The sequence below is a fragment of the Chitinophaga alhagiae genome, from assembly GCF_003568665.1.
In the GTDB taxonomy this organism is placed as follows: domain Bacteria; phylum Bacteroidota; class Bacteroidia; order Chitinophagales; family Chitinophagaceae; genus Chitinophaga; species Chitinophaga alhagiae.
Genome location: NZ_QXMH01000004.1, coordinates 87157 through 113325 on the forward strand (window position 1 = coordinate 87157; position 26169 = coordinate 113325).

Genomic DNA, 26169 nt, shown 5'->3' on the forward strand with positions numbered 1-26169 from the left:
ATGAAGCTGGCAGCAATTGACATAGGCTCTAACGCCGCACGTTTGCTGATATCGGAGGCCTCTCCGAAGGCAAACGGCGAGATGGATTTTACCAAAGTGAACCTGATACGCGTACCGCTGCGTTTAGGGATAGACGTATTTTCAACCGGCGCTATTTCAGACAAACGGGCAGACAGCCTGGTGAGCACCATCAAGGCGTATAAGCTGCTGCTGGACGTGTACGAGGTAAAATACCTCAAAACCGCCGCCACCTCCGCCATGCGCGATGCCACCAACGGCCCGCAGATACTGGAAAGGGTCAGGCAGGAAACCGGTATGGACCTCCGGCTCATTTCCGGCCAGGAAGAAGCCTCCTACATTTACGAGAACCACATTGCCGAAAACCTGGACAAGACCCGCAGCTACCTCTATATAGACGTGGGCGGCGGCAGCACCGAACTGACCTTCTTCAGCGGCAACCGCCTCATTTTCAAAGAATCTTTCAACATCGGCACCATCCGCCTGCTGCAAAACCAGGTAACGGAAGCGCAATGGCAGCAGATGAAAGACTTTCTCCGCCAGCAGTTGCGTATGTACAACGGCGTAGTGGCCATCGGCTCCGGCGGCAACATCAACAAGGTATTTTCCCTCTCTAAACGGAAAGAAGGCAAACCCCTCTCCCTGGAGCTGCTGAAAGACTATTACAAAGAGTTCAGCAACTTCACGGTAGAAGAAAGGATACACGTTTACAACCTGCGGGAAGACCGTGCGGACGTAATTGTGCCTGCCCTGCAGATCTATGTGAACGTAATGCGGTGGACGGACATTGAAGAGATCTTTGTACCCAAAATAGGCCTGGCAGACGGGCTGGTACGCTCCCTCTACAACGAGATCACCCGGGTGTAACCGCCGCTCCTAAAAAATACTGTTGAAATCCGATTTATATTGCAACTTTGTGGATTGGTTTGCCGGTCCCGGCCGGATCTTTCAATACGAATAACTGATAGTAATGTCTGCTGTAAACAAAGAGATCAAACGCATCACCACCCATATCCTGCAAAAGATGAAAGCAGACGGCGAGCGGATTTCCATGCTCACCGCCTATGACTTTTCCATGGCCAGGATATTTGATGATGCCGGCATCGATATATTGCTGGTGGGAGACTCGGCCTCCAACGTAATGGCCGGGCACGAGACCACGCTGCCCATCACACTTGACCAGATGATCTACCACGCCTCTTCCGTGGTGCGCGCCATCAAGCGCAGCTTTGTGGTGGTAGACCTGCCCTTCGGCTCTTACCAGGGCAACTCCAAGGAAGCGCTCGGCTCCGCCATCCGCATCATGAAAGAGACCGGCGCGCACGGCGTCAAGATCGAAGGCGGCGAAGAGATCATAGAGTCAGTAAAACGGATCATCAGCGCGGGCGTGCCGGTAATGGGCCACCTGGGCCTCACCCCGCAGTCTATCTACAAGTTCGGCACCTATGCCGTACGCGCTACGGATGAGGGCGAAGCCCAGAAGCTGCTGAAAGACGCGCTGCTGCTGCAGGAAGCCGGGGCCTTTGCCATTGTGCTGGAAAAAATACCCGCCCTCCTCGGCAAACAGGTGGCGGAGCAGCTCACCATCCCCACCATCGGCATCGGCGCGGGCAAGCATGTAGACGGGCAGGTGCTGGTCATGCATGACATGCTGGGCATCAACAAGGAATTTAAGCCCCGCTTCCTCCGCCGTTACCTCAACCTGTACGACGATATTTACAAAGCCGCCCAGCAATACCACCAGGACGTGAAGAAGCGCGATTTCCCGAATGACAAGGAGCAGTATTGAGCCTTGGTTGACAGCCACGCTGAAAATGAAATTGAAACAACAGACACATTCGCTGTTCGGTGCATCAAACATATTGATACATTAAAGCAATATCAGGAATGGAGAATCTGGATGACAAAATGCTCGCCGCCGCTGCAAGCAGTGATCTTGCCGCTGTTGAAAAATTAGTTTCGCAGGGCGCAAATATAAATTACATCAACAGTTGGGGCAATTTTGCGATGTTCCATGCGGCCTGGGAAGGCCATACAAAAGCCCTTGACCTGTTTCACGCCCTGGGGGCCAACATAACTTTTGACAATGCCAACCTGCTTTGCAATGCCGCCTATAACGGCAAAATTGATTCCGTAAAATGGCTCCTGGAGAAAGGAGAAGATGCCAATTTCAGTTTTACGGATACGGGAGAAAATGCCCTGCATTACACCATCAGCAAAACAAGTGAAATGGCCGCCAGGGAAGACATTGTAAAAGTGTTGATTGCCGCCGGTACGGATGTTAACAAAAGAACGTTAGCAGGCAAAGCAACGCTCTGCTTTATGCGGGACGCCTACCTCAAAGGCGAATCGCCGTTGCACAGAGCAGCCGCGTATGCTAACGCGGCTATCATAAAAATGTTGCTGGATGCCGGTGCGGACCCTTCCATGAAAGACGCCAACGGAGATACACCTATTTCCTGGGGAAGCTGGCATTTGAGAGACTCGGACGTATTACGTTTGCTGGTCTATCAGGGCATACCGGGCATTCACTAGAACAGGGCACCCAACCCGCAGCCCCCGCCCGTCCCCCGTCTTCGATAAATTCCTTATATTCGTACCCGTGAACAAATTGCTCAACATACAGCTGTCTCTCCTCTCCTTCCTGCGCAGCACCTGCTCGCACGTGCCATGACGGCCGCCTGACCCCGCTCTTGTATTATTCGCAATTCACATTTTAATCCGTAATTGACTATGACAACACTGGAAACGGTATTGGATGGGTTAATGAGCCGTTACAAGGAACGCGTTCCGGACGTAGGCGCCATCATCCATGCCATGACCGGCGAAGGCATTATTGGCCAGGCCGGGGATATCGAGAACGATCACATCGCTTTCCGCACGCTGGGCGTGGAGCACCTGGGCATCCAGTCTCTCGAAAAGATCTTTCTCCACTGCGGCTATACGAAAAAAGACTACTACCATTTTCCCGAAAAGAAGCTGGACGCGTACTGGTACGCGCCCCCCGCGGAGCAATACCCGCGCATATTCATCAGCGAGCTGCGGGTGAAAGACCTCAGCCCCCGCGCGCAGGAGATCATCAAAAGTTATACGGCTGAAGTAACCGCCGACCCCGTGAACGCGCTTGACCTGAACGACGGCGCGGCGGTAGACCGCTTCCTGCACAGCGCCCTCTGGCGTACGCCTACGCTGGCAGATTACAAGGTGCTGGCGGAAGAAAGCGAGTATGCCGCCTGGGTGATCTACAACCGGTATTACCTGAACCATTTCACCATCAGCGTACATAACCTGCAACCCGGTTACAACACCGTGGCGGATTTCAACGCCTTTCTCGAAAAGCGCGGCTTCCGCCTCAATGATGCCGGCGGAAAGATCAAGACCAGTCCCGATAAAGGTTTGCTGCAAAGCTCCACCGTGGCGCGCATGATAGAGGCCACCTTTGCCAATCATGAAAAACATGCCATTGCCGGCTCTTACGTGGAGTTTGCGGAGCGGCGCGTGCTGCCGCAGTTTGCGCAGCTGCCCCTCTCAGCCATCCGCCGGGAGCACCGCCGCGAAGGGTTTGAGGCCAATAACGCGGACAAGATCTTTGAGAGCACCTATTCGGCGCAAACAGGGAAACAGTAGCTCAATGCGGCAGCTTCTCCTGCCACCGCCCGTATGCCCAGGTGCCCGCAATAGCGCTTAACAGCGTAACCAGCACTACCGTAAAGCCGCTGCCCACCTGTGCAAAGAGCGGCCCGGGACAGGCGCCGGTAATGGCCCAGCCAAGCCCGAAAATGAGCCCGCCGTAAATGTTCCCTTTGGTAAAAGGCTTTTTGGGAATAATGATAGGCTCTCCGGACAGCGTGCGGATGCCCAGCTTGCGCAGCAGCCACACCCCCAGGATGCCCGTTGCCACGGCGCTGCCAATAACGCCGTACATGTGGAAAGACTGCAGCCGGAACATTTCCTGTATCCGGAACCAGGAGATCACCTCGGACTTGACGAGGATGATGCCGAAGAGCATGCCAATAAACAGGTATTTCCCGTTTTTCATAACAGTAGCCATTTCATGAGAGGAGGTAATATAAGATTGGTCATGGCAAAGCCGCCGGCCATAAAACAAACGGTAGCCACCAGGGATGGCCATTGCAGCGTAGACAGGCCCATGATGGAATGGCCGCTGGTGCAGCCGCCCGCATAGCGTGTGCCGAAACCTACCAGGAAGCCGCCAATGATAAAGAACAGCAAGCCTGTGGGGCTGGTTATATTGCCCCAGTTAAAAATATCGCCCGGCATCAGCTCGTCAAACTCCTGTACGCCCAGGGCCTGCAGCGCGGCCACCGTGTCAGGGTTGAGCTGCACCGGCGCCCCGTTGTAGAGGAACAGCAGGCAAAACAGCGCGCCCAGGGCAATGCCGCCTACAAAAAACAAATTCCAGCTTTCTTTTTGCCAGTCATACTGAAAAAAAGGAATTTTGCCGGGAAAGCAGGCCGCGCAGATATGGCGCAGCGAAGACGATATACCCAGCGCTTTGTTGCCGATCACCAGCAACAGGGGTACCGTTAGCCCGATGAGGGGGCCCGCAATGTACCAGGGCCAGGGTTGTTTCAGAAAGCTCATATGTTAAAATTACAAAATACTATGAATGAGGAACACCCGTAAAAACTGAATTTAGCAATGAATAACCATAAATTATGCAAAAGATCTTAACAGGGTTCAACATTGAGAAAGAGAACAGCGGCGTATCTACCGGCACAAAGTGGCTGGCGGCCTCCGGCCCGCGGCTGGCGTCTTTTTCACCGGTAGACGGGAAAGAAATTGCCGCCGTTACCACCGCCGGCCGGGCGGATTATGACGCCGTGGTGGAGCAGGCGGCAAAAGCCTTTGCCACCTGGCGCCAATGGCCCGCTCCCCGCCGCGGGGAAGTGGTACGGCAGGTAGGCGAAGCCCTGCGCGGCCAAAAAGAGGCCCTCGGCCGCCTGGTCAGCTATGAAATGGGCAAAAGCCTGCAGGAAGGTTACGGAGAAGTGCAGGAAATGATAGACATCTGCGACTTTGCCGTGGGGCTGTCCCGGCAGCTGCACGGCCTTACCATGCACTCCGAAAGGCCCGGCCACCGCATGTATGAGCAGTGGCACCCCCTGGGCATTACGGGCATCATATCCGCCTTTAACTTCCCCGTGGCCGTCTGGAGCTGGAACGCCATCCTGGCCTGGGTGTGTGGCGATGTCTGCATCTGGAAGCCGTCAGAAAAAACGCCGCTCACCGCCCTGGCCTGCCAGCATATTGTGGCAAAGGTGTTTGCCGCCAACAACGTACCGGAAGGCGTTTGCTGCCTGGTAGCCGGGGAGCGCGAGGTGGGCGAATGGATGGCCGCTGACACGCGCATTCCCCTGGTATCCGCCACCGGCTCCACCCGCATGGGCAAAAGCGTGGGCGCCGCTGTAGGAGCGCGGCTGGGAAGGGCCCTGCTGGAGCTGGGCGGCAACAATGCCATCATTATTTCCAAAGGCGCGGACCTGGACATGAGCCTCATCGGCTGCGTGTTTGGCGCCGTGGGCACCGCCGGCCAGCGCTGCACCTCCACCCGCCGCCTCATCATTCACGAAAGCGTGTACGAACCTTTCAAAAACAAACTGGTGAAGGCTTACGCCCAGCTGCGCATCGGGGACCCGCTCAACGAGCAAAACCATGTAGGCCCGCTGATAGACAAACAGGCGGTGGAGATGTACCTCCGGTCCATCGAAAAATGCAAGGCCGAAGGTGGCCGCTTTGTGGTAGAAGGCGGCGTGCTCGAAGGGAAAGGCTACGAATCCGGCTGCTATGTAAAACCGGCCATTGCCGAAGTGGAAAACCACTACAGCATTGTACAGCACGAAACCTTTGCGCCTATCCTCTACCTCATCAAATACAGCACCATGGAAGAGGCCATTGCCCTGCAAAACGGCGTGCCCCAGGGGCTTTCCTCCGCCATCATGACGCTGGACCTGCGGGAGGCCGAGCAGTTCCTTTCACAGGCCGGCTCGGATTGCGGCATTGCCAATGTGAACATCGGCACCTCCGGCGCAGAAATAGGCGGCGCGTTCGGCGGGGAAAAAGAGACCGGCGGCGGCCGCGAAAGCGGCTCGGATGCCTGGAAAGCCTACATGCGCAGGCAAACCAATACCATCAACTATACGGACAAGCTGCCGCTGGCGCAGGGGATCAAATTTGACTTGTAGGCAATAGCCACGGCGTAGCCGGCGGCAAATGGCCGGGCACAAAAAAAAGCGCCCTCCGGGTGCTGCAAACAAATTTGTTTGTAAAAGGAATACTACAAAAAGAAGGGCATTTTATAAAAGTAGCGGGGTTGGAGAACCCCGCTTTTTCGTTAAACGGAAACCATGCTTATGAGAAAGAATAATGTACTGAGAAGTACTGGTTATTCTCTCCGGGTATAAATATTACACTTTTTTTTGAAAATTCATATTCAACTTTTGTGCTACCGCTTCCCCTGCATAAAAAACGTTCACGATCAGTACCTCCTCAAACAGGCCCAATCCGGGTTTCAGCTCTTTTTCACGTATCCCGAGCAGGTTGGCCATTTTTAAAATACTTTTCGGCGGGGCGCAAATAACGATGGTTTTGCCGGTATGCCGTATTATCATTTCCTGCAGGATGTGGTCCATTACCTTCGGGTCTGCCTCACTGGCATCCCGGAAATAGCGTACCGTGGTGTTTTTGGATACCGCCAGCGGCGCTACCGTTTGCTGCAGGCAGCCGGAGTAGGGAGAATATACCGCTTCCACCGGCATGTCCCGGAGAAAACGCGCCAGTTGCCCGGCCTGCTCCTGCCCCTTACCTGTTAAGACCAGCCCCTTCTCCCCCGCCGTTGTTTCGGCGCAGTTCACAAACACAACTGTGGTAGCCCCCGTGCCCGGCGGCTGCATGGAGCATACAATGCCCCAGAGCATCATTAAGCATAAAGAAATTCGTAACATGGCGGAAAAATTAATTGGTGAAACAAATGTTAATGTCAATCCGGCATCCGGATTATTGGCGGATATTTGCCCCTTTTTACAGTAATCAGGATAGGGTTGACGGCTTAAAATTAGCCCAAATGGCAGCCGGTACGGCTGAAATGTGACGAAAGGCCCGCAGGACGAGATAAAACGGCAAAACAGGATAATTAAGAGCACTATATTTTCCAAGTAAAAAAAGCACCAGCAGTCAGGCCGGTTAGCCACTCACCACATCCAAACACCTGTTATAACACATTTATCATATCTTTAACCAATTGTGGTATTTGAATTGTAATCTTTAGGAAAATTGAATAAAATGAGATCTATCTGCAGAGCGCTGGCATTGGTAGCAAGTGTCATATTGTTGATGTCTGCACAGGGCTTTGGCCAGCAAACAAAGCCCGCTGTTCCGAAAAACTGGCAATTACTGGATTATGCAACGGATAGTGTGTACGGCATTGGAGCGGAAAAAGCGTACAAAGAACTGCTGAAAGGCAAAGAAGGCAAAACGGTGATCGTGGCCGTGCTGGATTCCGGGATCGACACCACGCACGAAGACCTGAAAGCCGTTTTGTGGCGCAACCCCAAAGAAATACCGGGCAATAATATTGATGATGACGGTAACGGTTATGTAGATGATATCTACGGCTGGAACTTCCTGGGCGCCAAAGACGGCAGCTCCGTAAAGGAAGACTCTGACGAGGCCACCCGCGAGTACTACCGTTACCTGAAGCTCTACAGCAACCCAGACTCCGCCCTGCAGCCCGGCACCAAAGAGCACAACTACTGGAAAAGGCTGAAAGACCGCACCCAGAAGCCCACTCACCAGGCCAAAACAGATTACAAGATGATGCAGAAGGTGCAGGAAAACCTGCTCCGCTGCGAGGCCATACTGGCGGAATACCTCAAAACGCAAGACTTCTCCAAACAGCAGCTGGACACCCTGCGCAGCACAGACCAGGATGTAATGCTGGCCCGCAGCTTTGCCCTGCGCCTCCTGGGCAGCGCCGGAGATGAGACCATGACGTACCAGAACCTGAAAGATGACCTGGCGGAGTATGTGAAAGAGCTGAAAAGAAAAGCGGAAAACACAGGCGGGGAACCGAAAGACAAACGCGCTACCATTGTAGGGGATAACCTGGACGATATCAATGACAAATACTACGGCAATAACGACGTTACCGGCCAGTTCGCCTTTCACGGCACGCACGTGGCCGGCATCATTGGCGCCATACGCGGCAACGGCCTGGGTATGGACGGGGTGGCAGACAACGTTCGCATTATGGCCGTTAAAGTAGTGCCCGAGGGCGATGAGCGGGATAAAGACGTGGCCCTGGGCATCCGTTACGCGGTAGACAACGGCGCGCAGATCATCAACATGAGCTTCGGCAAAGGTTTTTCCCCGCAGAAAGCCTGGGTAGACGACGCCATCCGCTACGCGCAGTCCAAAGGCGTACTGCTGATACATGCCGCGGGTAACGACGGCGCTAATAACGACGAAACCGAGAACTATCCGAAAGATACTTTTGAAGACGGCGCGGAAGCGGACAATATGATCACCGTAGGCGCCCTCGGCAACGGCCGTACCGGCAGCAAGGTAGCCGGCTTCTCCAACTACGGTAAAAAAGAAGTAGACGTATTTGCCCCCGGCGTGCAGATCTACTCCGCGGCGCCCGGCGGTAATAAATACCAGAGCGCCAGCGGTACCAGCATGGCCTCTCCCGTGGTAGCCGGCCTGGCAGCCATGATACTTTCCTATTACCCTGACCTCAGCGCGCGGCAGTTGAAAGCCATCATCGAAAAAACGGCCACTCCCCTGCCGGAAGATATGGTGAACAAACCCGGCGCAAAAGACGAGATGATCAGCTTTTCAGAACTGTCCAGATCAGGCGGCCTGGTAAACGCCTATGAGGCCATCAAACTGGCCGCTAAGACCAAAGGCGAGAACGCCAGGGAGAACAGGAAGAAAGAGAAAGCAAAAATGCAGCCTGTCAATAAAGACTGAGCCGCATAATAATATAACAACAACAGCCGCTGTTGGGAACATCATCCCGGCAGCGGTTTTTTGCTGGCTGTTTTTATAGGATACTCTCCATTGCTGGTACTTTTTTAGCCATACCGCGGATTTTGTTTTTTCTTCCCGGGAATTGAATTATTTTGTTTTAAAGGTTGTTTATTTCAACCGATTGTTTGTAGGATAGAATTGTTTGTAGGATAGAACGATAATGTTTGTAACGTCAAGATGAGACCAGAAAGAACGAGCATATTTAAATCTGTGTTGTTTTGAGCGAGGTCAGGAAGTACATTTAATGAACCAAATTCACGTTTTTAATAACAGACACTGGAGACTGATCGTCTCTCTTTGAGAACTGATAACTAAAATCAATATCGCTTAAAAAATCACTCATTTTTTTTCATGAGAAACTACGGCTTGCAGGCCTTGTGCGTGCGCTAGCGGCTGGATAGCTGTGTGCCATGCCGGTTGCGCGGCCGGTCAACCAAATCATAAACATTTCCGTACAGGAGAAAACGTTATTGAGCGCCGCCGCGCTCTGGGGAACTGTTTGCTTTTTCTAACCACGTCAAATTTCAATTCAACCAAATCAAATTTTTCAACCGCGTTTAATACTCTTTTTTATCCTCATTTCTTAATTCAAACACGTTACATTATGATGAAGAAGCTACTCCCAGGCTTTGCCATTCATTTTATGCTCTCTTTTCTATGTTTGATCTGCACACGGTCTTCTTATGCACAGGAGAAAATTGCAGTGATCGGCACGGTAACAGACACGGCCGGCACCCCCCTTCCGGGTGTAAGCGTGATGGTTACCGGCACCAAGTCCGGAACAGCCACGGACGTAAACGGTAAATTTGTGCTGGACGTCAGCTCCGGTGCAATACTGGCATTCAAGTTTGTAGGTTACACCGGAGATTCCGTGAGGGTGACCGCGCAAAACAGGGTGCTGAACATTACGCTGCGCACCGCGGAAACCATGCTGCAAGACTTTGTGGTAACGGCTTTCGGCAAGAAACAGATCAAGGAGGCCGTGGTAGGCTCCGTGGCCACCATCAAGCCCGATGATCTGCGAACGGCGGGCAGCAACCTCACCAATGCCCTGGCCGGGCAGGTGGCCGGCGTGATCGGCTTCCAGCAAAGCGGCCAGCCAGGGCTTGACAACTCCAACTTTTTCATCCGTGGCGTAACCACCTTCGGTTACCGGCAAAACCCGCTCATCCTGATAGACAACGTGGAGCTGACGATCAATGACCTGGCCCGCCTGCAGGTGAATGACATTGCCAGTTTCTCCATCCTCAAAGATGCGAGCGCCACCGCGCTGTACGGCGCCAGGGGCGCCAACGGCGTAATACTGGTGACCACCAAAGAAGGCAAGGCCGGTAAAACCAGCCTGAACGTGATACTCGAAAACGCCATCTCAACACCTACGCAAACCATCAAGCTGGCAGATCCGGTAACGTACATGAAACTGTACAACCAGGCCGGCACCGGCAGAGACCCGCTCACCCCGCCCATGTTCTCTGCTGATAAAATATACAACACGGAACAAACGCTGAAAGGCGCGCCCGGCAGCAATCCCTATGTGTACCCGGCGGTAGACTGGATGAACATGCTGTTCAGAAAATCTTCCAATACCCAGCGTGCAAACGTTAGCGTAAACGGCGGCGGCGAAGTAGCGCGCTTCATGGTATCCGGCTCTTTCAGCAACGACAACGGTATGCTGAAAAGGAACGTGGCCAACAACTTCAACAACAACGTCAATTTCAAGAACTACCAGCTGCGCTCCAACGTGAACGTAATGCTCACCAAGTCAACAGAATTGGTGCTGCGGCTCTGGGGTAACTTTAACGACTACAACGGCCCCATCACCAACAACGCATCTTTCTCTTCAGACCTGTACAGCGTGGCCATGCATACCAGCCCGGTACTGTTCCCGGCGTATTATGCGCCAGACTCCGCCAACCTGCTTACGCAGCACATCCTGTTCGGCAACTCCAGCCAGATAGGCAGCACCAGCGGCGGCGTAGGTTATCCCAACCCTTATGCGCAAATGCTCCGCGGCTACAAACGCTTCTCGGAATCCCGAATGTCTGCCACCCTGGAGCTGAACCAGGACCTCGATTTCATTACGCCCGGCCTTAAATTCCATGGTTTCTTCAACACCAACCGCTACTCTTACTTCGATAATACCATGGCGTACAACCCGTTTTACTACAACGTATTACCGGGAGACTATAACCGCGCCAAGAACATCTATACGCTGACCTGGCTCAACTCGCTGCCCAATGGCGTATTCCAGGGCGGTATAGGCTCCGGCAACAACGGCGCCGCCACAGAATACCTCATTTATTCACCGGGCTTTAAAGATGCCAACACCTACCTGCGCTTCCAGGCACAACTGGCCTACAGCAAGCAACTGGGTGACCACGGGCTGGACGCATCGCTGATCGGCTTCCGCGAACAAAGGCTGGTAGCCAACGGCGTAGATCCGGAAACCAACCTGCCCAGCCTGCAGTACTCACTGCCCTACCGCAACCTGAACCTCGCCGGCCGCCTCGGCTACAACTTCCGCAACAAATATTTTGCGGAGTTCAACTTTGGCTACAACGGCTCCGAGCGTTTCTCGGAAGACCATCGCTTCGGTTTCTTCCCCACCATCGGCGGTTCCTGGATCGTCTCCCGCGAGAAGTTCTGGGGAGACAACCTGGCACGCGTCATCAATTCGCTCAAGCTGCGCGCCAGCTTCGGCCTCAGCGGTAATGACGATATTGGCCAGCAGCGTTTCTTCTACCTTTCAGACGTAAACCTGGACGCTCCCAACGGCGCTACTTTCGGTATCAACAACGGCTACACCCGCCCCGGCGTAAACATCCGGAACTACGAGAACCGCAACGTGACCTGGGAAACGGCCAAGATCATGAACACCGGCCTGGAGATCACAGCCTTTAAAGGGCTGGATTTCATTGCGGAATATTTCACGCAAGACCGCCGCAACATCCTGATGGGAAGGCCAATCCCCAGCAGCATGGGGCTGGAAGCCCCCATTCTCACCAACGTGGGCACGGTGAAAGTAGACGGACTTGACCTTACCGCCAACTATAACTACAACGTGAACCGCAACCTGCGCGTGCAGTTCATGTCTAACTTCACCTACTCCAAAGGCAACTACGGCGTATATGAAGAACCTGAATACGCAGAGCCCTGGCGCTACCGCTCCGGCACCATGCTGAACCAGCAGTTCGGCTACATTGCGGAAAGATTGTTTGTAGACGACAAGGAAGTAGGCGCATCGCCCAGCCAGCAGTTTGGCGGCACCGGCAACCCGGTGAAAGGCGGAGACATCAAGTACCGCGATCTGAACGGGGACGGGCGCATCACCGTGGCGGACCAGGCGCCTATCGGCCTGCCCACCACCCCGCAGGTGATGTATGGTTTCGGCCTCTCGCTGAACTACAAAGGCCTGGAGTTCAACTTCCGCTTCCAGGGGCAGTCAAGGGTATCTTTCTTTGTAGACCCCCGCTCCGTGAGCCCCTTCATTATTCCCCCTTCCCCGCAGGTGCAAAGCCAGTCCCAAATATTACAGGCCTTTGCAGACAATCACTGGTCTGAAGAGAACCAGGACCTGTATGCGCTCTACCCCCGCATGGGCATCAGCGCACAGTCTATCGAAAACAACCTGCAGAGAAGCACCTGGTGGATGAGAGACGGCAGCTTCCTCCGGCTGAAAACCGCGGAAATAGGGTATTCCCTGCCCCCGGGCATTATTGACAGGCTGGGGCTGAAATACTGCCGCATTTATGTAAACGGCATGAACCTGTTCAACATTACCAAGTTTGACCTGTGGGACCCCGAACTGGGCGGCAACGGCTTTAACTATCCCCTGCAGAGAGCCTTCAACCTTGGTATCAACGTTAACTTATAAACCGCGGCAATATGAAACTGAGAAAATATAAATCGTTATACATTTTTGCGTGCTGCCTGCTGGGCTTCTTCAGCGAGGGTTGTAAAAAATACCTGGACGTTACGCCGGAGAACGTGGGCACCATAGACTACGCTTTCCGTAACCGCAACGAAGCGGAAAAATACCTGTTCACCTGTTACAATACGCTGCAGGGCATGACCAATGTGATCTATGATCCCGGTTTTACCACCTCCGGCGAAATTGTTTACCCGAACGATCTGTCTGAAAGGCCTATCAATGACGTGGGCTTTCAGCTCATCCGCGGCACCACGCAGAATATTTCCGACCCGGCGTTGAACTACTGGGATGGCAGCAACAGCGGCCTGGCCATTTTCCAGGCCATCCGCCGCTGCAACATCATGCTGGAGAACATAGACAAACCCATAGACCTGGCTGCGGAAGAAAAGGCCCGGTGGATAGCGGAAATCAAATTCCTGAAAGGGTATTATCATTACTACCTGGCCAGGATGTACGGCCCCGTGCCCATTTACCGGGAAAACCAGAGCATCACCGCGCCCATAGAAGATATAAGGGTAAAGCGGGCGCCGGTAGATTCCGTGTTCGATTACGCGGTGCAGCTCATGGACGAGGCCACGCCTGACCTGCCCGTAGTGATCGGCAACATCCAGCAGGAACTGGGCCGCATTACCCGCGTAATTGCCCTCTCCGTAAAAGCGGAAATACTGGCTACGCAGGCCAGCCCGCTCTACAACGGCAACCCTGACTACGCCGGTTTCACGAACAAAGACGGGCAACCGCTCTTTTCCGCCACCGCAGACCCCGCCAAGTGGCAGAAGGCCGCCGCGGCCTGTAAAGCCGCCATTGACGAGGCCGCGGAGCAGAACCTGAAGCTCTACACCTTTATACAGCCCGCCAACCTGCCCAACCTGGTAGACTCGCTCCGCAATGTGCTCACCATCCAGAATGCGGTAACGGAAAAATGGGACTTCAACTCAGAAGTGATCTGGGCGCTCAACGGCAACTTCGGGTACCAGAACTATTGCATTCCCAGGCTCACTACCAAGGCCGTGGAGAACTCCACCGCCGCCGCCGGCAGCTTCACCGTGCCCATGTTCACCACAGACCTGTTCTATACAGACAAGGGCGTACCCATCAATGAAGACAAGACCTGGGACTATTCAGGCCGCTTCTCCCTGCAGGCAGGCACCAATGCCGCCCGCTACTACATCAAATCCGGCTACACCACCGTCAAGAACAACTTCAACCGCGAAGTACGCTACTACGCCAACATCGGCTTTGACGGTGGCGTATGGTACGGCAACGGCGTAACGGACCAGAACAACCCGCTGTATATAGAGGCCAAAGGCCCCGATTCCAAAGCCGGCCCCAAAGACCGTGTGCGTATCAACATGCTGGCCATCTGGCCCAAGAAGCTGGTGAATTACCTCACCGTGTTTAACGAGGGCGTGCAGCAGGCCGCTTACCACCTGCCCCGCCTGCGCCTGGCAGACCTGTACCTGCTGTACGCGGAATGCCTCAATGAAGCCAGCGGTCCCGGCCCTGAGGTGTACTACTATATAGACCTCGTACGGGAAAGGGCCGGCCTGGAAGGCGTAGTGGCATCCTGGGCGCAATACAGTTCACGGCCTAACAAACCCACCACCAAAGAAGGCCTGCGCGAGATCATCCACCAGGAGCGCCGCATAGAGCTGTGTTTTGAAGCAAAAGCAGGCTGGGACCTCCGGCGCTGGAAAGAAATGCTCACCGTGCTGGCCACACCGGTACAAGGCTGGAGCATTTTCCAGAAAACCAACGCCAACTTCTACACGCTGCAAACCCTGTTCATACCGGCCATGACGGTACGTGACTACTTCTGGCCGCTGTCTGACGGAGCGCTGTCTCAAAACCCCAACCTGGTTCAAACACTGTATTGGTAATGGTTAAAAATTCAAACAAGAACACTATGCGCAATCAATATATCTACCTGCTGCTGGCCGCCTGTATGTGCCTTCACCTGGCCTGCAGCAAAGTCATAGACTTCAATGACCCGGTTTCGGACGACAAGTCCAAGCCCGGCCAGATCACAGACATCAAGGTGGCCAACTTCAACGGCGGCTCCTACATTACGTATTCCCTGCCCAAATCAGGCAACATCCTGTACGTAAAGGCGGACTACATCATAGATGACAACACCGGTAAAAAACGGCAGACCAAATCCAGCTACTATAGTGACAGCATTACCGTAGAAGGGTTTGCGGAAACAAAGGAGTACGAAGTAAAGCTCACCACGGTAACCCGCGCCAACGTGGAGTCTGACGCGGTAACGGTAAAAGTGCATCCGGATACGCCGGTGTACCGGGTGGTAGCCAAAACCATCCAGATGCAGTCTGACTTTGGCGGCATCAACGTGCAAACTTCCAACCGCAATAAAAAACCCATAGGCGCGGTACTGCTCTACAAGGCAGAGGGAGAAGACCAATATTCCATTTACGAACAGGAGTTCAGTGATTTTGAGCACATGAGCTTTTCCACCCGTGGTTTTGATACGCTGCCCAAACAGTTTGCCGTGTATATCACAGACCAGTGGGGCAACAACTCAGACACTATGTTCAAAACCATCTCTCCCCTGTTCGAAGAAGAGCTGGACAAGAGCAAGTTCTTTAACAGTGCATTGCCGAGCGATACGAAGGTAGGCTTCGGGTGGGTGGTACCCAGGCTGTGGGACAATAACAAGGGCAGCGGCTGGCATACCGTGCAGGAAAACATGCCGTTGCCTATCACCTGTACATTCGGCCTGGGCATATCCGCCAAGCTAAGCCGTTTTGTGCTTGTTGGCAGATCTGGTTACGAATACGCGCACGGCAACCCCAAGGTATTTGCCATCTGGGGCTCTGATAAACCCGCCCCGGCAGATGCCGTACTGCCGCCCTTTGCAGAAGAAGGCGCCGTGGTGGGAGACTGGGTGAACCTGGGCAATTACAACTGGGCGCCCCCGCCATCCGGCGCGCCTCCTACCGCCCCCACCGCTACAGACCGGTCCGTGTTCAACCGCGGCATGGAGTTCAACATTCCCTTTACGGCGCCCAGAACCAGGTTCATCAGGCTGGCTGTTACGGAATCATGGTCAGGCGCTACGTTTGCCCACGCCATGGAAATAACATTTTTTGGAAACACAAACTGATTGTCCGCATGAAAAGTAAATATATAACGCCGGTGGCCGTTGCGCTGCTGATAGCAGGATGCCTGTTCATGGGCTGCTCCAAGGAGATCACCAAATACAAAGACCTGCTTGACAATAGAGAGATCATTTACCCCGGGCCGGTCAGCAATTTTTCGGTCTTCCAGGGGAACCTGCGCATCAAGCTGCAATGGAACCCCAGCCCTGATCCCAGTATCACGAAGTATATGATCTACTGGAACAATAACAGGGATTCGCTGACGCTGAACGCCGCGCATAATAACACGCTTGATTCAGTAAGCACGGTGATAGAAAGCCTGGATGAATATGTGCAGAATTTTGTACTGTATACGCTGGACGATAAGGGGAACCGCTCCGTTGGCCAGTCGCTTTCCGGGGTGCGCATTTTCGGCCCACTGTACATTTCATCGCTGGTGAACCGCGCGCTGGACGCCGCCAAGCCGCCGGAGGTGGAAGATACGGATACGTACAAGCTGTATTTTGCCGCGGCAGATACCATTCTGAACGCCGGCACCCAGCTTACCTACACCGGAACAGACAACCTGGAGCGCACCGTGAACCTGGCCGCGAAGTATGATACCGCCATGCTGGACATGGCGGCGGCCGGCACAAAAGTGGCCATACGCACGTCTTACCTGCCCGTACACCGTGCTATAGACACCTTCCGGGTAGCTTACAGCGACACATTGGTACTGCAATAGTGAAACAGGAGAACTTTTGAACAGCGGGTGGCCTTGTTGCGATATAACAAGGCCACCCGCTTATTTTGGGGTCATATGGCCCTTGCTACAGGCTTCCCGGCCAGGCGCGGCCCCCATAAAAAAATCCGGCAAAACCACCTGGTACAGTGTATAAGCCGGATTCTGTAGCTGTTTTGCAACAACCTGCTATCATTTATCTGCGACGTTCATTGCTGAACGCCTGTATCTGCCTACCCTCGGTCTCGGACGGGCCGCCCTCAAACAACCGTTTACATGGCATTTCAGCACGCAAGGTTTACCCGCATTGCCGGTTACCCGGCCATGCCGTGGGCTCTTACCCCACATTTTCACCCTTTCCCCCGGAGGGGTGGTTATTTTCTGTGGCACTGTCTGTACTCCCTTTTAACGGGGAGCCCCACCCGTTAGGTGGCGCGTTGCCCTGTGCTGTCCGGACTTTCCTACCGCCCCGGGCAAGCCGGGAGCAGTCGATAGCACCGCTGTACCAGGTGGTTTTACCGGAAACGCAAAGTTACTTAAAATAAATTTCTGTGGCGCCGTAGCCGTAGAAAGGATGGTACTGGTTCACGAAGAACTTCACTTCGGGCGTGCTTTTCAGTATTTCATGCACTTCATCGCGCAGCTTGCCCGTGCCTATGCCGTGGATCACGATCAGCTTGTGCTGCCGCTGTGAAATGGCCAGGTCCAGGTGGTGCTGGAACTCGTTGAGCTGGATGGCCAGCATTTCCAGGTTGCTCAGGCCCTTCCAGTCGTCTGTCAGCTTTTCAATATGCAGGTCTACCTCCAGCCGCGCGGTTACCGGCGTGGTGTCTTTGATAGCCTGTACGGAGGTGAGCGTGCTGAGTTTTTTCTTTTCCGCCGGGCTGAAGCCGAAGGCGTCCGTTTCCGCGCGGAGCGGGTATTTTTCGAAAAGCGTGTAGTTGATGGTGGCCTGCTGTTGCCGCTGCAGCTCCGCCAGCTGCTGGAACAGCTGTTTGGCCTTCACCTTCCAGGTTTTCTGGTAAGAAGCCGCCAGGGTAAGGTCTCCCCCCTTGGGCGTAAAGGTGAACTCAAACCGCGGATTGTCATTCAGCTGGTCAAAATTCAGGTCTGCCAGGTAAGTGTGCTGGAAAGGATGGATATCCTGCTTTATTTCGAGGAAAAGCGAGTTATTCAGCCATATTTCGAAATGGAAAGCATATACCCGGCTGGTTTCGTTCAGCAGGTGGAACTTGAGAGTGGTCACCACATCGTCATACCCGTCAGACCCGAAAACGGGCAACATGGTCAGGAACATGCCTTTTTCGGGCTTTTGCACCCCTGAAGGCTTTTCCCGGCGTATTTCCTCACCCGGCGTTCTTTTGGGCGGCAAAGGCGCCTTTTTCTGCGTAAAACGGTGAAAATAAGGGAAGTCTATCTGGTCAAGGTACACGGGGAAGCTGGTGCCGCCCACTTCCACCATCACCATTTTATCGTTAATGATATCCACCACCGTTCCTTCCTCCTTGGAATGGAGCATCAGGATACGGTCGCCTACTGTATATTTCATAGCAGGCAAAATTAGTATGCCGCCGGTAAAAAAGATCAGCTTCCCCGAACTTTTTCAGGATGCCGCCTCATGTATTCGTCTACGGAGAGCGGCCCGCTGCCTTCCACCAAAAAGAAGCACAGCAGGAACAGCACTACCAGCGAAAGGGCCATTTCGGAGTACACGGCAAAAAGGTTGGTGGAAGAATTGATGAAAAAGACCGCCCCAAGGAGAATGGGCAGGTTGGCAATAACGCCTGCGCGGGTGAGCAGGCCCAGCGTAATGAAGAGGCCGCCTACCAGGTGGGCAAAAACAATGATATGGGCCAGGCCAAAAGATACTACTGTCAGGAAAGGATGCTCGTCGATCTGCGCCTTCAGCAGGTCAATGTTGTTGATGAATTGCACACCTTTCCAGATCAGAACAAGGCCCAGCAAAACTCTCAGGCCATCGATCCATTTGGGATGATGCGTGTCACCCCAGCGTTCTATTCGATTCACGAGGTTCATAACAGAAGTTTTTAAATTATCAAAGAGCAACTGTACTAAAGTTACGGAATTTCCCGCATACCGCTTCAACAGCAACGCCCCGGCAACCAGTGGGGGCCAGGGCGTGCTTATAATGATACAAACCTATTTAGCCAGTTTGCTCTTCCAGTACCCGTAGAGGAAATACACCAGCAAACCGCCCGCCATCCAGCAAAAGAACACTACCCAGCTTTTTACCGGGATCTCTATCATCAGGTACAGGCAGCAGAGCATGCCCAGCACGGGAATGAGAGACAGTTTTTTGACGATGGTGGCCAGGGTGATGCCTACGGCCAGCAGCAGGAATATCAGGTAGAGGATGTACTCGTGCTGCAGGTTGTCTACAGACACAAAGGCGGCCTTCATATTGGCAAAAGCAGCGCCCGTTTTATCACTGAAAAAGAAGCAGAACAAAATCAGCAGCGCGGGTATGATGAAGCGACCGTTGATATACGGCAGGTTGAACTTTTTGGTACCTGGCTCCGCCTTTGGCAGCAGCAGCACGCCGCCGCACACCAGCACAAAGGCGAACAGGGTGCCTATGCTGGTCAGGTCTGTTACAATACCGCTTTCCACGAACAGGGAGGGAACGGCCACAATAAAACCGGTTACAATGGTAGAGAAGCCGGGCGTCTGGTATTTGGGATGCACCCTGGCAAAACGCTTGGGCAGCAGCCCGTCCCGGCTCATGCTCATCCAGATGCGGGGCTGCCCTATCTGGAACACCAGTATTACGCTGGTGGCCGCTACCACGGCGCTGATGGAGATCACGTACCCGATCTTCTCCATGTTCAGCTTGTCAAACACGTAGGCCAGCGGGTCAGACACATGGTTGAACTCGGCATAGTTCACCATGCCGGTGATCACCAGGGTTACCACCACGTAAATAACGGTACAGATAATGAGGGAATAGATCATGGCGCGCGGCATATCGCGCTGGGGGTTGGCGCTTTCTTCCGCCGTAGTGGAAATAGCGTCAAAACCTATATAGGCAAAGAACACGGAAGACACCCCTTTCAGCACGCCCTCAAATTTATTGGGCATGAAGGGCGTCCAGTTATCCGTATTGATGTAAAAAACACCGATCAGTATCACCACCAGCAGTACCACAATTTTCAGCCCCACCATGAAGTTGGCGCTGCGCTTGCTTTCCCTGATGCCGATGTAGGCCACAATGGTGATCAGCATTACTATCAGGAAGGCGGGTATGTTCATGATCACCTTCCAGTTGCCCAGCACGGGGGCGGTGGTGAACGCCAGCCGGTCTACCGCGGCGTTCCCGCTAACGGCCACTTCATAGGCCGCTTTGGCCGTATCGTAGTCCGTAGTAAGCCAGGCGGGCAGGTGAATGTTCATGCCTTCCAGCACGTTGTTGAAATAGCTGCTCCATGAAATGGCCACCACAATGTTGCCGATGGAATATTCCAGTATCAGCGCCCAGCCAATGATCCAGGCGGCCAGTTCGCCAAACGTAACGTAGGAGTAGGTGTAGGCGCTGCCGGCCACGGGCACGCGGGAGGCAAACTCCGCGTAGCACAGGGCGGTAAAGCCGCAGGTAATAGCCGTTAAGAGGAACAGGAAAATGACCCCGGGGCCGCCGTTGTAGGCAGCCTGGCCAATGGTAGAAAAAATGCCCGCGCCAATAACGGCCGCCACGCCCATGAGCGTGAGGTCCCGCACGTTCAGCACTTTTCTCAGGCCGGAGCTGCCGTGCGCGTCAGACGCGCCTTCCTGCGCGTCTTTCAGTATAGCGGACAGCGGTTTTTTCCTGAAAAGCGATGTAGACATGTTGTAACAAGAGGTTGATATAGATTTAAATATAAGACTTCTCAGTTATCAATGCTGCCGCGTGAGCAGAAAATCTGCGAGGTCCCGCAACGGCGTTTTGCGGCTGGAAAGCACGGCAATAGCGTCCAGGTGCTCAAAAGCGCTTTCGCAGAAGCGTTCCTTTTCCTTTTCCGCCCAGGCATCCACGCGGCAATCGTGAAACACCTGCAGCACCTCTTGCACCTTGTTGGCAGGGTTGGTGGTCATCAGCTGGTGCAGGTGCTCTTTTTGCACTGGGGTGCAAAGCTCCAGCGCTTTCAGCAGCAGAAAGGTCTTTTTATTGATGAGGATGTCTCCCCCCTGCTGTTTCCCGAATTTCTCCGGGTCCCCGAAGGCATCCAGGTAATCGTCCTGTATCTGGAAGGCGATGCCTACATTTTTACCGAACTCGTACAGGTGCTGCTGGTTGCCTTCGCTGCCGCCGCCGATGATGGCGCCCATCTGCAGGCTGGCAGCCAGCAGTACGGAGGTTTTGAGGGCTATCATGTTCACATAGTCCGCATAATTCACCTGCTCCGGCCTCATCTGCTCCATGTCCATATCCAGTTGCTGGCCTTCGCATACTTCGCGGGCCGCCTTGTTGAATACGTTGGTGAGTTTTTGCCGGGTTTTGCTGTTGATCTTGTTCAGGTAGTCGTAACAGTGTATCAGCATCACGTCTCCCGCCAGTATGGCCGCCGCGTCGCTGTACTTGGTATGCACCGTGGCCATGCCCCGGCGCAGCGGGGCCTTGTCCATAATATCATCATGAATGAGCGTAAAGTTGTGGAACAGTTCTATGGCGTTGGCCGCATAATATGCATCGGGATGCAGCTCGTCAAACAGCTCGTTGCCCAGCAGGCATAACACCGGGCGTACCCTTTTGCCGCCTATGCCCAGGATGTATTGCGCCGGGTCGTACAAGTTGGCAGGATGTTCCGGGAATTGTCTTTTTCCAAATTGCTGTTCGAATTTTTCCAGTAACTCTTTAAATGAATGCATGATCGCTGCTTATGTTTTACTTCTTTTTCTTCTTCCCTTTTGTTTTGTCTGCTTTGGCGCGGTTGCTTCCCGGCTTATTCGCTCCCGCACGGCCGCCCGTTTTGCCACCCCTTCCGGCGGCTTTTGCTTGCTGGCGGCCCCTGGCCGGCCCTGTGGCAGCCCCGGCCCCGGTATCCAGGTCTTCTACCAGGTCATAGTCCAGCTGTCGTTTGGCCAGGTTGGCGGCCACCACGCGGATCACCACCTTGTCTCCGATGCGTATCTTGCGGCCCGTTTGCTGGCCTACCAGGGCGTAGTCAGATTCGGAATGCCTGAATTCTTCTGTCATGTTGTGAATGCTCACCAGGCCTTCGCACTTGGTATCAACTGTTTCCACCCAGAAGCCGAAATGCGCCACACCGCTCACTACGCCGGCAAAGGTATCGCCAATGAACTGCTGCATGTATTCCACTTGCTTGTATTTGTTGCCGGCGCGTTCCGCGTCCATGGCCTTTCTTTCCATTTCTGAAGAGTGCTTGCAGCGTTTTTCCAGCAGCTTGTCCGGCTTCACCTCGCCCGCCAGGCATTGCGCCAGTATACGGTGTACCAGCACGTCCGGATAGCGGCGGATGGGCGATGTGAAATGGCAGTAATGCATAAAACCCAGCCCGTAGTGGCCTATGTTTTCCGTGGTGTACACGGCCTTGGCCATGGTGCGGATGCCGAGGGTTTCCAGCACATGCTGCTCAGGCTTGCCCTGCACCAGTTGCAGCATCTTGTTGAAAGAGGCGGCAATGCTTTCCGGCGTGTTCACATCGAACTTGTAGCCGAACTTGGCGGCAAACACGGCAAATACATGCATCTTTTCTTCATCAGGCGTATCATGCACGCGGTACGGGAAAGGCACGGGCTGCTTGTTGGCCTTCTGTTTGCTCACGTATTCCGCCACCGTGCGGTTGGCCAGCAGCATAAACTCTTCAATGAGCTGATGCGCTTCCTTGCTTTCTTTCACTACCACGCCTATGGGTTTGCCGTGCTCGTCCAGCCGGAAGCGCACTTCCTGTGACGAGAAGTTGATGGCGCCCTCTTTGAAACGTTTTTTGCGCATGGTTTGGGCCATGCTGTTCAGCAGCAGCACTTCGCCCTCATACGGCCCTTCGCCGCTTTCAATAATGTCCTGCACCTCTTCGTAAGTAAAACGGTGCGCGGAATGGATCACGGTACGGCCCAGCCAGAATTGTTTCACCACGGCCTTTTCATCCATCTGGAACACGGCGGAGAACGTGAGCTTGTCTTCATGCGGCCGCAGGGAGCACAGCTCGTTGGAGATCTTTTCCGGCAGCATGGGCAGCACCCTGTCCGGCAGGTACACGGAGGTGGCGCGGCGGTCTGCCTCTTTGTCCAGCGCGGAACCGGGCTGTACATACTGGCTTACGTCCGCAATGTGTACGCCTATTTCATACAGGCCGTTCTTCAGTTTGCGGATAGACAGGGCATCGTCAAAATCCTTGGCGTCTACCGGGTCTATGGTGAAGGTGAGTATTTTACGGAAGTCTTTGCGCCGGGCCAGTTCCTCTTTGGAGATGCGCTCTTCCATGGTGGCCAGCTCTTCCAGCACTTCATCGGGGAACTGCAGGGGAAAACCGCTTTCCACCAGTATTTCTTTCATGGCCAGGTCATTGGTATCGCTGGCGTCCAGTATTTCCACTATTTCACCTACGGGCTTGCGCGTTTTTTCGCCCCAGGCTACAATGCGCACCACGGCTTTATCTCCGTCTTTAGCCTCTTTGAGGGAATTTTCGGGGATGTAGATGTCCGGTACAAAGGCGCCTTTTTCCGGCACCAGAAAGGCAAAGGTCTTGTTCAGCTGGATGGTGCCGGTAAACTCGGTCTTTCTGCGTTTGAGCACGTCCGTCACAAACCCTTCCATCCGGCCCAGGCTTCTGCCCTGGCGGATCACGTCTACCAGTACTTCATCCCCGTCCAGCGCCGTGTTGAGGTTTTTCTGTTTCACCAGTATATCGCTGCTAAGGCCTTCTACGGCTACAAACGCCATACCGGAGCGGGTTACGTCCACAATACCTTTATATGTTTTTTTCTGGCTGCTGTCTTTTTTCGGTTTTTTCTTCTTTGTCATTGATATGATTTTAGGGTTCTGCACCCGCTGCTATAGCCTCCGCAACATAGTCAAAAATATAACTATTAAATGAACCCGCCGCTTCAAACAGGAAGCTCACTTCCACAGGCAGCACCATTACCGGCAGCTGCATGGCCTGTAGCTGGTCTTCCAGCAGCCGCAGGCGAACGGCGTCTTTTTCCGTGGTGAGTATCACTTTTTGCGGCCCGTCCAGGTGCTCCAGCTCCTGCTTCATCTTGTCAAGATCTTTCCGGGCGTAGTAATAATGGTCCGGGAAGGCCAGCAGGTGTACGTTTGCATGCTTTTGCAGCAAATGCTGTACCATTGGTTCCGGCCGGGCTATGCCGCAGGCCACCAGTATGGCGGCCCCTGGCGGCAGCTGTTGCGGGCCGCCTGGCAGCAGGGGGTATGGCGTGCCGTACTGCAAGGTGGTGAAAAATACGCGCTGGTGCGGCAGCGGCGCTATTTCACGCACTATGGCGGCCTTTTCCTGTACAGAGAGGCCGGGCGGGCATTTGGACACAATAATGGCATTGGCCCGGTGGTAGCCTTTCCTGCCTTCGCGCAGGCGGCCGAAGGGCACTACATGGTCCCGGGTGAACAGGCGGCTGTAGTCCGTTACCATCAGGTTCAGCCCCGGTTTAATGGAACGGTGCTGAAAGGCGTCATCCAGCAGGATAACGGCAATATCAGGCTGTTCTCCCAGCAACTGGGGCACGGCCAGCATCCGCTCCTCTCCCACGCAAACGGTTACATCGGGAAATTTACGGTGGAACTGCATGGGCTCATCCCCGATATCTGCCGCGGTGCTTTGCGGCCCGGCCAGCAAAAAACCTTTGGTATTGCGGTTGTAGCCGCGGCTGAGGGTGGCCGTTCTATATTGGTCTTTCAGCAGCCGTATCAGGTACTCCACATGGGGGGTTTTGCCGGTGCCGCCTACAGAGAGGTTGCCTACGGCTATCACCGGCAGGTCAAACTCCACGGAGGTGAGCACGCCATTGTCGTACAGCCGGTTTCGTATCCACAATACAAGGCCGTACAGCAGGGAAAAAGGGTATAAAAGATAATTGAGATATTGCCACACCTGGTTTTGCTGTTTTTGTTAGTCCTGGAAATAATATACCTGCTGAGGGGTTACCACAATGTTCATCGGCACGTCCCCTTCGTAGGCGTCTTCTATCAGTTCGGGCAGCGGGGGGAACAGGCTGAGGCCAATGGCCTTCACATCTTCCCGGCATTGCTGCAAAAATTCGTCGTACATGCCCTTGCCGTACCCTACGCGGTGGCCGGCCTCATCAAATGCCAGCATGGGAACGAACACCACGTCTATCTCCTTCGGCGCCACAATGCGGCCGCTGTCAGGCTCCGGTATGCCGTAGGCGTTCTGCACCAGCCGCGTTTGCTCGTCCCAGCGGAAATGCTGCATATTGCCCGTGGCCAGGTAAGAGCGGGAAAGCACCAGCTGCACACCGGGGTATTGCTCCCGCAGCCATGCGGCCAGCGGGTAGGTATCTACCTCTTTTTTGGCCATGATGGGCAAAAACAGGTGAATGAAACCCGGGCTGCCCAGGTGAAGCTCCCGGCAATTCAGCAGCAGCTCCCCGTTCAGGCGTGCGGCCTCTTCCGCCGGCAGGGCCAGCCGCCGTGCAAGATAGGACTTTCGTATATCCTTTTTCGTGAACGTCATGCAGTAACCAGTTGTTGCAGCAACGGCCCCATCAGTTCCGCCTGCAGCCGCACAAAGTCTTTGTTCAGCTTGCGCGCGCGCGGAATGCGGGTAATGCGGGGGTAATGGCTCCATTCCACCACATCGTCTTCATTACTGTGATGGTCCCCGTTAAAGATCCATCCCACTACCGGTATTTCCGCCTGCTTGAGGGCCATGGCCGTGAGCAGGCAATGGTTAATGCTGCCCAGGTAGTTTTGCGCCACAATAATTACTTTGGCTTCGAGCGCCCTGATGAGGTCAAGCATGAACACGTCCCCGTTCAGCGGCACCATCAGCCCGCCGGCGCCTTCAATAATGAGGGGCTGGCCCGGCTGCTGCAGCTTGCGGGCATGTTCCACTATCTTGTCCTCAAAAATGGTAATGCCTTCCCGCCGCGCCGCCAGGTGGGGAGACGCCGGCATGCGCAACCTGTACAGTTCATCCCGTACCAGGGAAGGATTGCTCAGCAATGCACGCACGGTTTGCGTATCCGTTGTATCCTGCAGGCCCGCCTGTACCGGCTTCCAGTATTGCGCGCCCAAAGCCTCGGCCACACAGGCCGAAGCCACTGTTTTGCCTACGCCGGTACCTATACCGGTGATGAAGATGTTGTTCATAGAAGCAAATATAAACCATCATTCG

Annotated in this window: 21 protein-coding genes and 1 other RNA gene; 10 read left to right on the plus strand and 12 right to left on the minus strand. The window is 54.2% G+C overall.

Translation table 11 applies throughout. The annotated features are described in order from the left end of the window. The 4 genes from D3A97_RS19595 to D3A97_RS19610 all read left to right on the plus strand — a co-directional run bounded on the left by D3A97_RS19595 (position 1) and on the right by D3A97_RS19610 (position 3645). Positions 1-885, plus strand: coding sequence for a Ppx/GppA phosphatase family protein (locus D3A97_RS19595; RefSeq protein WP_119080251.1), 885 nt, complete (start codon positions 1-3; stop codon positions 883-885). Positions 886-988: 103 nt separating this feature from the next. Then, positions 989-1807 carry a 3-methyl-2-oxobutanoate hydroxymethyltransferase gene (gene panB, locus D3A97_RS19600; RefSeq protein WP_119080252.1) on the plus strand — a complete coding sequence of 273 codons (819 nt, stop codon included), beginning with the start codon at positions 989-991 and terminating at the stop codon, positions 1805-1807. Positions 1808-1905: 98 nt separating this feature from the next. Beyond that, a complete protein-coding gene (locus tag D3A97_RS19605) occupies positions 1906-2553 on the plus strand; it encodes an ankyrin repeat domain-containing protein (protein ID WP_119080253.1) in 648 nt (215 codons plus the stop codon). A 198-nt stretch (positions 2554-2751) separates the two neighbouring features. Beyond that, the gene (locus D3A97_RS19610) at positions 2752-3645 is read left to right on the plus strand and encodes a DUF1338 domain-containing protein (protein ID WP_119080254.1); all 894 of its coding nucleotides are present in this window, start codon (positions 2752-2754) and stop codon (positions 3643-3645) included. 1 nt (position 3646) lies between these two features. On the opposite strand, the gene D3A97_RS19615 is transcribed toward D3A97_RS19610, so the two are convergent. Both D3A97_RS19615 and D3A97_RS19620 read right to left on the minus strand, forming a co-directional pair. Then, the gene (locus tag D3A97_RS19615; protein WP_232826026.1) at positions 3647-4057 is read right to left on the minus strand and encodes a DUF6691 family protein; all 411 of its coding nucleotides are present in this window, start codon (positions 4055-4057) and stop codon (positions 3647-3649) included. Further along, complete coding sequence (locus tag D3A97_RS19620) at positions 4054-4623, minus strand: YeeE/YedE family protein (protein ID WP_119080256.1); 570 nt, start codon at positions 4621-4623, stop codon at positions 4054-4056. The genes D3A97_RS19615 and D3A97_RS19620 overlap by 4 nt, the downstream gene beginning before the upstream one ends. 74 nt (positions 4624-4697) lie before the next feature. Here D3A97_RS19620 and amaB point away from each other — a divergent pair, with 74 nt between their 5' ends. Beyond that, positions 4698-6224: an L-piperidine-6-carboxylate dehydrogenase gene (amaB, locus tag D3A97_RS19625; RefSeq protein WP_119080257.1), complete on the plus strand. Its 1527-nt coding sequence runs from the start codon at positions 4698-4700 to the stop codon at positions 6222-6224. A gap of 222 nt (positions 6225-6446) precedes the next feature. Here amaB and D3A97_RS19630 read toward each other — a convergent pair whose 3' ends face one another. Next, positions 6447-6983, minus strand: coding sequence for a histidine phosphatase family protein (locus D3A97_RS19630; protein ID WP_119080258.1), 537 nt, complete (start codon positions 6981-6983; stop codon positions 6447-6449). A gap of 337 nt (positions 6984-7320) precedes the next feature. Here D3A97_RS19630 and D3A97_RS19635 point away from each other — a divergent pair, with 337 nt between their 5' ends. From D3A97_RS19635 to D3A97_RS19655, 5 genes are all read left to right on the plus strand, one after another. Next, positions 7321-9009, plus strand: a complete 1689-nt coding sequence (locus tag D3A97_RS19635; RefSeq protein WP_119080259.1) for a S8 family peptidase — start codon at positions 7321-7323, stop codon at positions 9007-9009. Positions 9010-9673: 664 nt separating this feature from the next. Further along, positions 9674-12943, plus strand: coding sequence for a SusC/RagA family TonB-linked outer membrane protein (locus D3A97_RS19640; protein WP_198674087.1), 3270 nt, complete (start codon positions 9674-9676; stop codon positions 12941-12943). 11 nt (positions 12944-12954) lie between these two features. Further along, entirely contained in the window at positions 12955-14880 is a 1926-nt protein-coding gene (locus D3A97_RS19645) for a RagB/SusD family nutrient uptake outer membrane protein (protein WP_119080260.1), read from the plus strand. 26 nt (positions 14881-14906) lie between these two features. Continuing rightward, positions 14907-16124: a DUF5000 domain-containing lipoprotein gene (locus D3A97_RS19650; RefSeq protein WP_198674088.1), complete on the plus strand. Its 1218-nt coding sequence runs from the start codon at positions 14907-14909 to the stop codon at positions 16122-16124. A gap of 8 nt (positions 16125-16132) precedes the next feature. Next, complete coding sequence (locus D3A97_RS19655) at positions 16133-16843, plus strand: DUF4998 domain-containing protein (RefSeq protein WP_157986644.1); 711 nt, start codon at positions 16133-16135, stop codon at positions 16841-16843. Positions 16844-16978: 135 nt separating this feature from the next. On the opposite strand, the gene rnpB is transcribed toward D3A97_RS19655, so the two are convergent. From rnpB to bioD, 9 genes are all read right to left on the minus strand, one after another. Further along, an RNA gene (gene rnpB / locus D3A97_RS19660) (RNase P RNA component class A) lies at positions 16979-17348 on the minus strand. A gap of 24 nt (positions 17349-17372) precedes the next feature. Further along, the gene (locus tag D3A97_RS19665) at positions 17373-18389 is read right to left on the minus strand and encodes a Smr/MutS family protein (RefSeq protein WP_119080263.1); all 1017 of its coding nucleotides are present in this window, start codon (positions 18387-18389) and stop codon (positions 17373-17375) included. Positions 18390-18424: 35 nt separating this feature from the next. After that, the gene (locus tag D3A97_RS19670) at positions 18425-18877 is read right to left on the minus strand and encodes a DoxX family protein (protein WP_119080264.1); all 453 of its coding nucleotides are present in this window, start codon (positions 18875-18877) and stop codon (positions 18425-18427) included. A 123-nt stretch (positions 18878-19000) separates the two neighbouring features. Further along, on the minus strand, positions 19001-20683 hold the full coding sequence (locus D3A97_RS19675) for an amino acid permease (protein ID WP_119080265.1): 1683 nt from the start codon (positions 20681-20683) through the stop codon (positions 19001-19003). A gap of 48 nt (positions 20684-20731) precedes the next feature. Further along, complete coding sequence (locus D3A97_RS19680) at positions 20732-21703, minus strand: polyprenyl synthetase family protein (protein ID WP_119080266.1); 972 nt, start codon at positions 21701-21703, stop codon at positions 20732-20734. A gap of 16 nt (positions 21704-21719) precedes the next feature. Further along, positions 21720-23819, minus strand: coding sequence for a ribonuclease R (gene rnr, locus D3A97_RS19685; RefSeq protein WP_119080695.1), 2100 nt, complete (start codon positions 23817-23819; stop codon positions 21720-21722). A 10-nt stretch (positions 23820-23829) separates the two neighbouring features. Continuing rightward, positions 23830-24903, minus strand: a complete 1074-nt coding sequence (gene lpxK, locus D3A97_RS19690; protein ID WP_119080267.1) for a tetraacyldisaccharide 4'-kinase — start codon at positions 24901-24903, stop codon at positions 23830-23832. An 18-nt stretch (positions 24904-24921) separates the two neighbouring features. Then, positions 24922-25506 carry a 5-formyltetrahydrofolate cyclo-ligase gene (locus D3A97_RS19695; RefSeq protein ID WP_157986645.1) on the minus strand — a complete coding sequence of 195 codons (585 nt, stop codon included), beginning with the start codon at positions 25504-25506 and terminating at the stop codon, positions 24922-24924. Further along, positions 25503-26144, minus strand: a complete 642-nt coding sequence (gene bioD / locus D3A97_RS19700; RefSeq protein WP_119080269.1) for a dethiobiotin synthase — start codon at positions 26142-26144, stop codon at positions 25503-25505. Before bioD ends, D3A97_RS19695 begins: the two co-directional genes overlap by 4 nt. Positions 26145-26169 lie beyond the last annotated feature (25 nt).

Bases quoted from the DNA above. Each gene is read 5' to 3' on its own strand.
- D3A97_RS19595 (WP_119080251.1), top strand. From the start codon at position 1: ATGAAGCTGGCAGCAATTGACATAGGCTCTAACGCCGCACGTTTGCTG.
- panB (WP_119080252.1), top strand. From the start codon at position 989: ATGTCTGCTGTAAACAAAGAGATCAAACGCATCACCACCCATATCCTG.
- D3A97_RS19605 (WP_119080253.1), top strand. From the start codon at position 1,906: ATGGAGAATCTGGATGACAAAATGCTCGCCGCCGCTGCAAGCAGTGAT.
- D3A97_RS19610 (WP_119080254.1), top strand. From the start codon at position 2,752: ATGACAACACTGGAAACGGTATTGGATGGGTTAATGAGCCGTTACAAG.
- D3A97_RS19615 (WP_232826026.1), bottom strand. From the start codon at position 4,057: ATGAAAAACGGGAAATACCTGTTTATTGGCATGCTCTTCGGCATCATC.
- D3A97_RS19620 (WP_119080256.1), bottom strand. From the start codon at position 4,623: ATGAGCTTTCTGAAACAACCCTGGCCCTGGTACATTGCGGGCCCCCTC.
- amaB (WP_119080257.1), top strand. From the start codon at position 4,698: ATGCAAAAGATCTTAACAGGGTTCAACATTGAGAAAGAGAACAGCGGC.
- D3A97_RS19630 (WP_119080258.1), bottom strand. From the start codon at position 6,983: ATGTTACGAATTTCTTTATGCTTAATGATGCTCTGGGGCATTGTATGC.
- D3A97_RS19635 (WP_119080259.1), top strand. From the start codon at position 7,321: ATGAGATCTATCTGCAGAGCGCTGGCATTGGTAGCAAGTGTCATATTG.
- D3A97_RS19640 (WP_198674087.1), top strand. From the start codon at position 9,674: ATGATGAAGAAGCTACTCCCAGGCTTTGCCATTCATTTTATGCTCTCT.
- D3A97_RS19645 (WP_119080260.1), top strand. From the start codon at position 12,955: ATGAAACTGAGAAAATATAAATCGTTATACATTTTTGCGTGCTGCCTG.
- D3A97_RS19650 (WP_198674088.1), top strand. From the start codon at position 14,907: ATGCGCAATCAATATATCTACCTGCTGCTGGCCGCCTGTATGTGCCTT.
- D3A97_RS19655 (WP_157986644.1), top strand. From the start codon at position 16,133: ATGAAAAGTAAATATATAACGCCGGTGGCCGTTGCGCTGCTGATAGCA.
- D3A97_RS19665 (WP_119080263.1), bottom strand. From the start codon at position 18,389: ATGAAATATACAGTAGGCGACCGTATCCTGATGCTCCATTCCAAGGAG.
- D3A97_RS19670 (WP_119080264.1), bottom strand. From the start codon at position 18,877: ATGAACCTCGTGAATCGAATAGAACGCTGGGGTGACACGCATCATCCC.
- D3A97_RS19675 (WP_119080265.1), bottom strand. From the start codon at position 20,683: ATGTCTACATCGCTTTTCAGGAAAAAACCGCTGTCCGCTATACTGAAA.
- D3A97_RS19680 (WP_119080266.1), bottom strand. From the start codon at position 21,703: ATGCATTCATTTAAAGAGTTACTGGAAAAATTCGAACAGCAATTTGGA.
- rnr (WP_119080695.1), bottom strand. From the start codon at position 23,819: ATGACAAAGAAGAAAAAACCGAAAAAAGACAGCAGCCAGAAAAAAACA.
- D3A97_RS19695 (WP_157986645.1), bottom strand. From the start codon at position 25,506: ATGACGTTCACGAAAAAGGATATACGAAAGTCCTATCTTGCACGGCGG.
- bioD (WP_119080269.1), bottom strand. From the start codon at position 26,144: ATGAACAACATCTTCATCACCGGTATAGGTACCGGCGTAGGCAAAACA.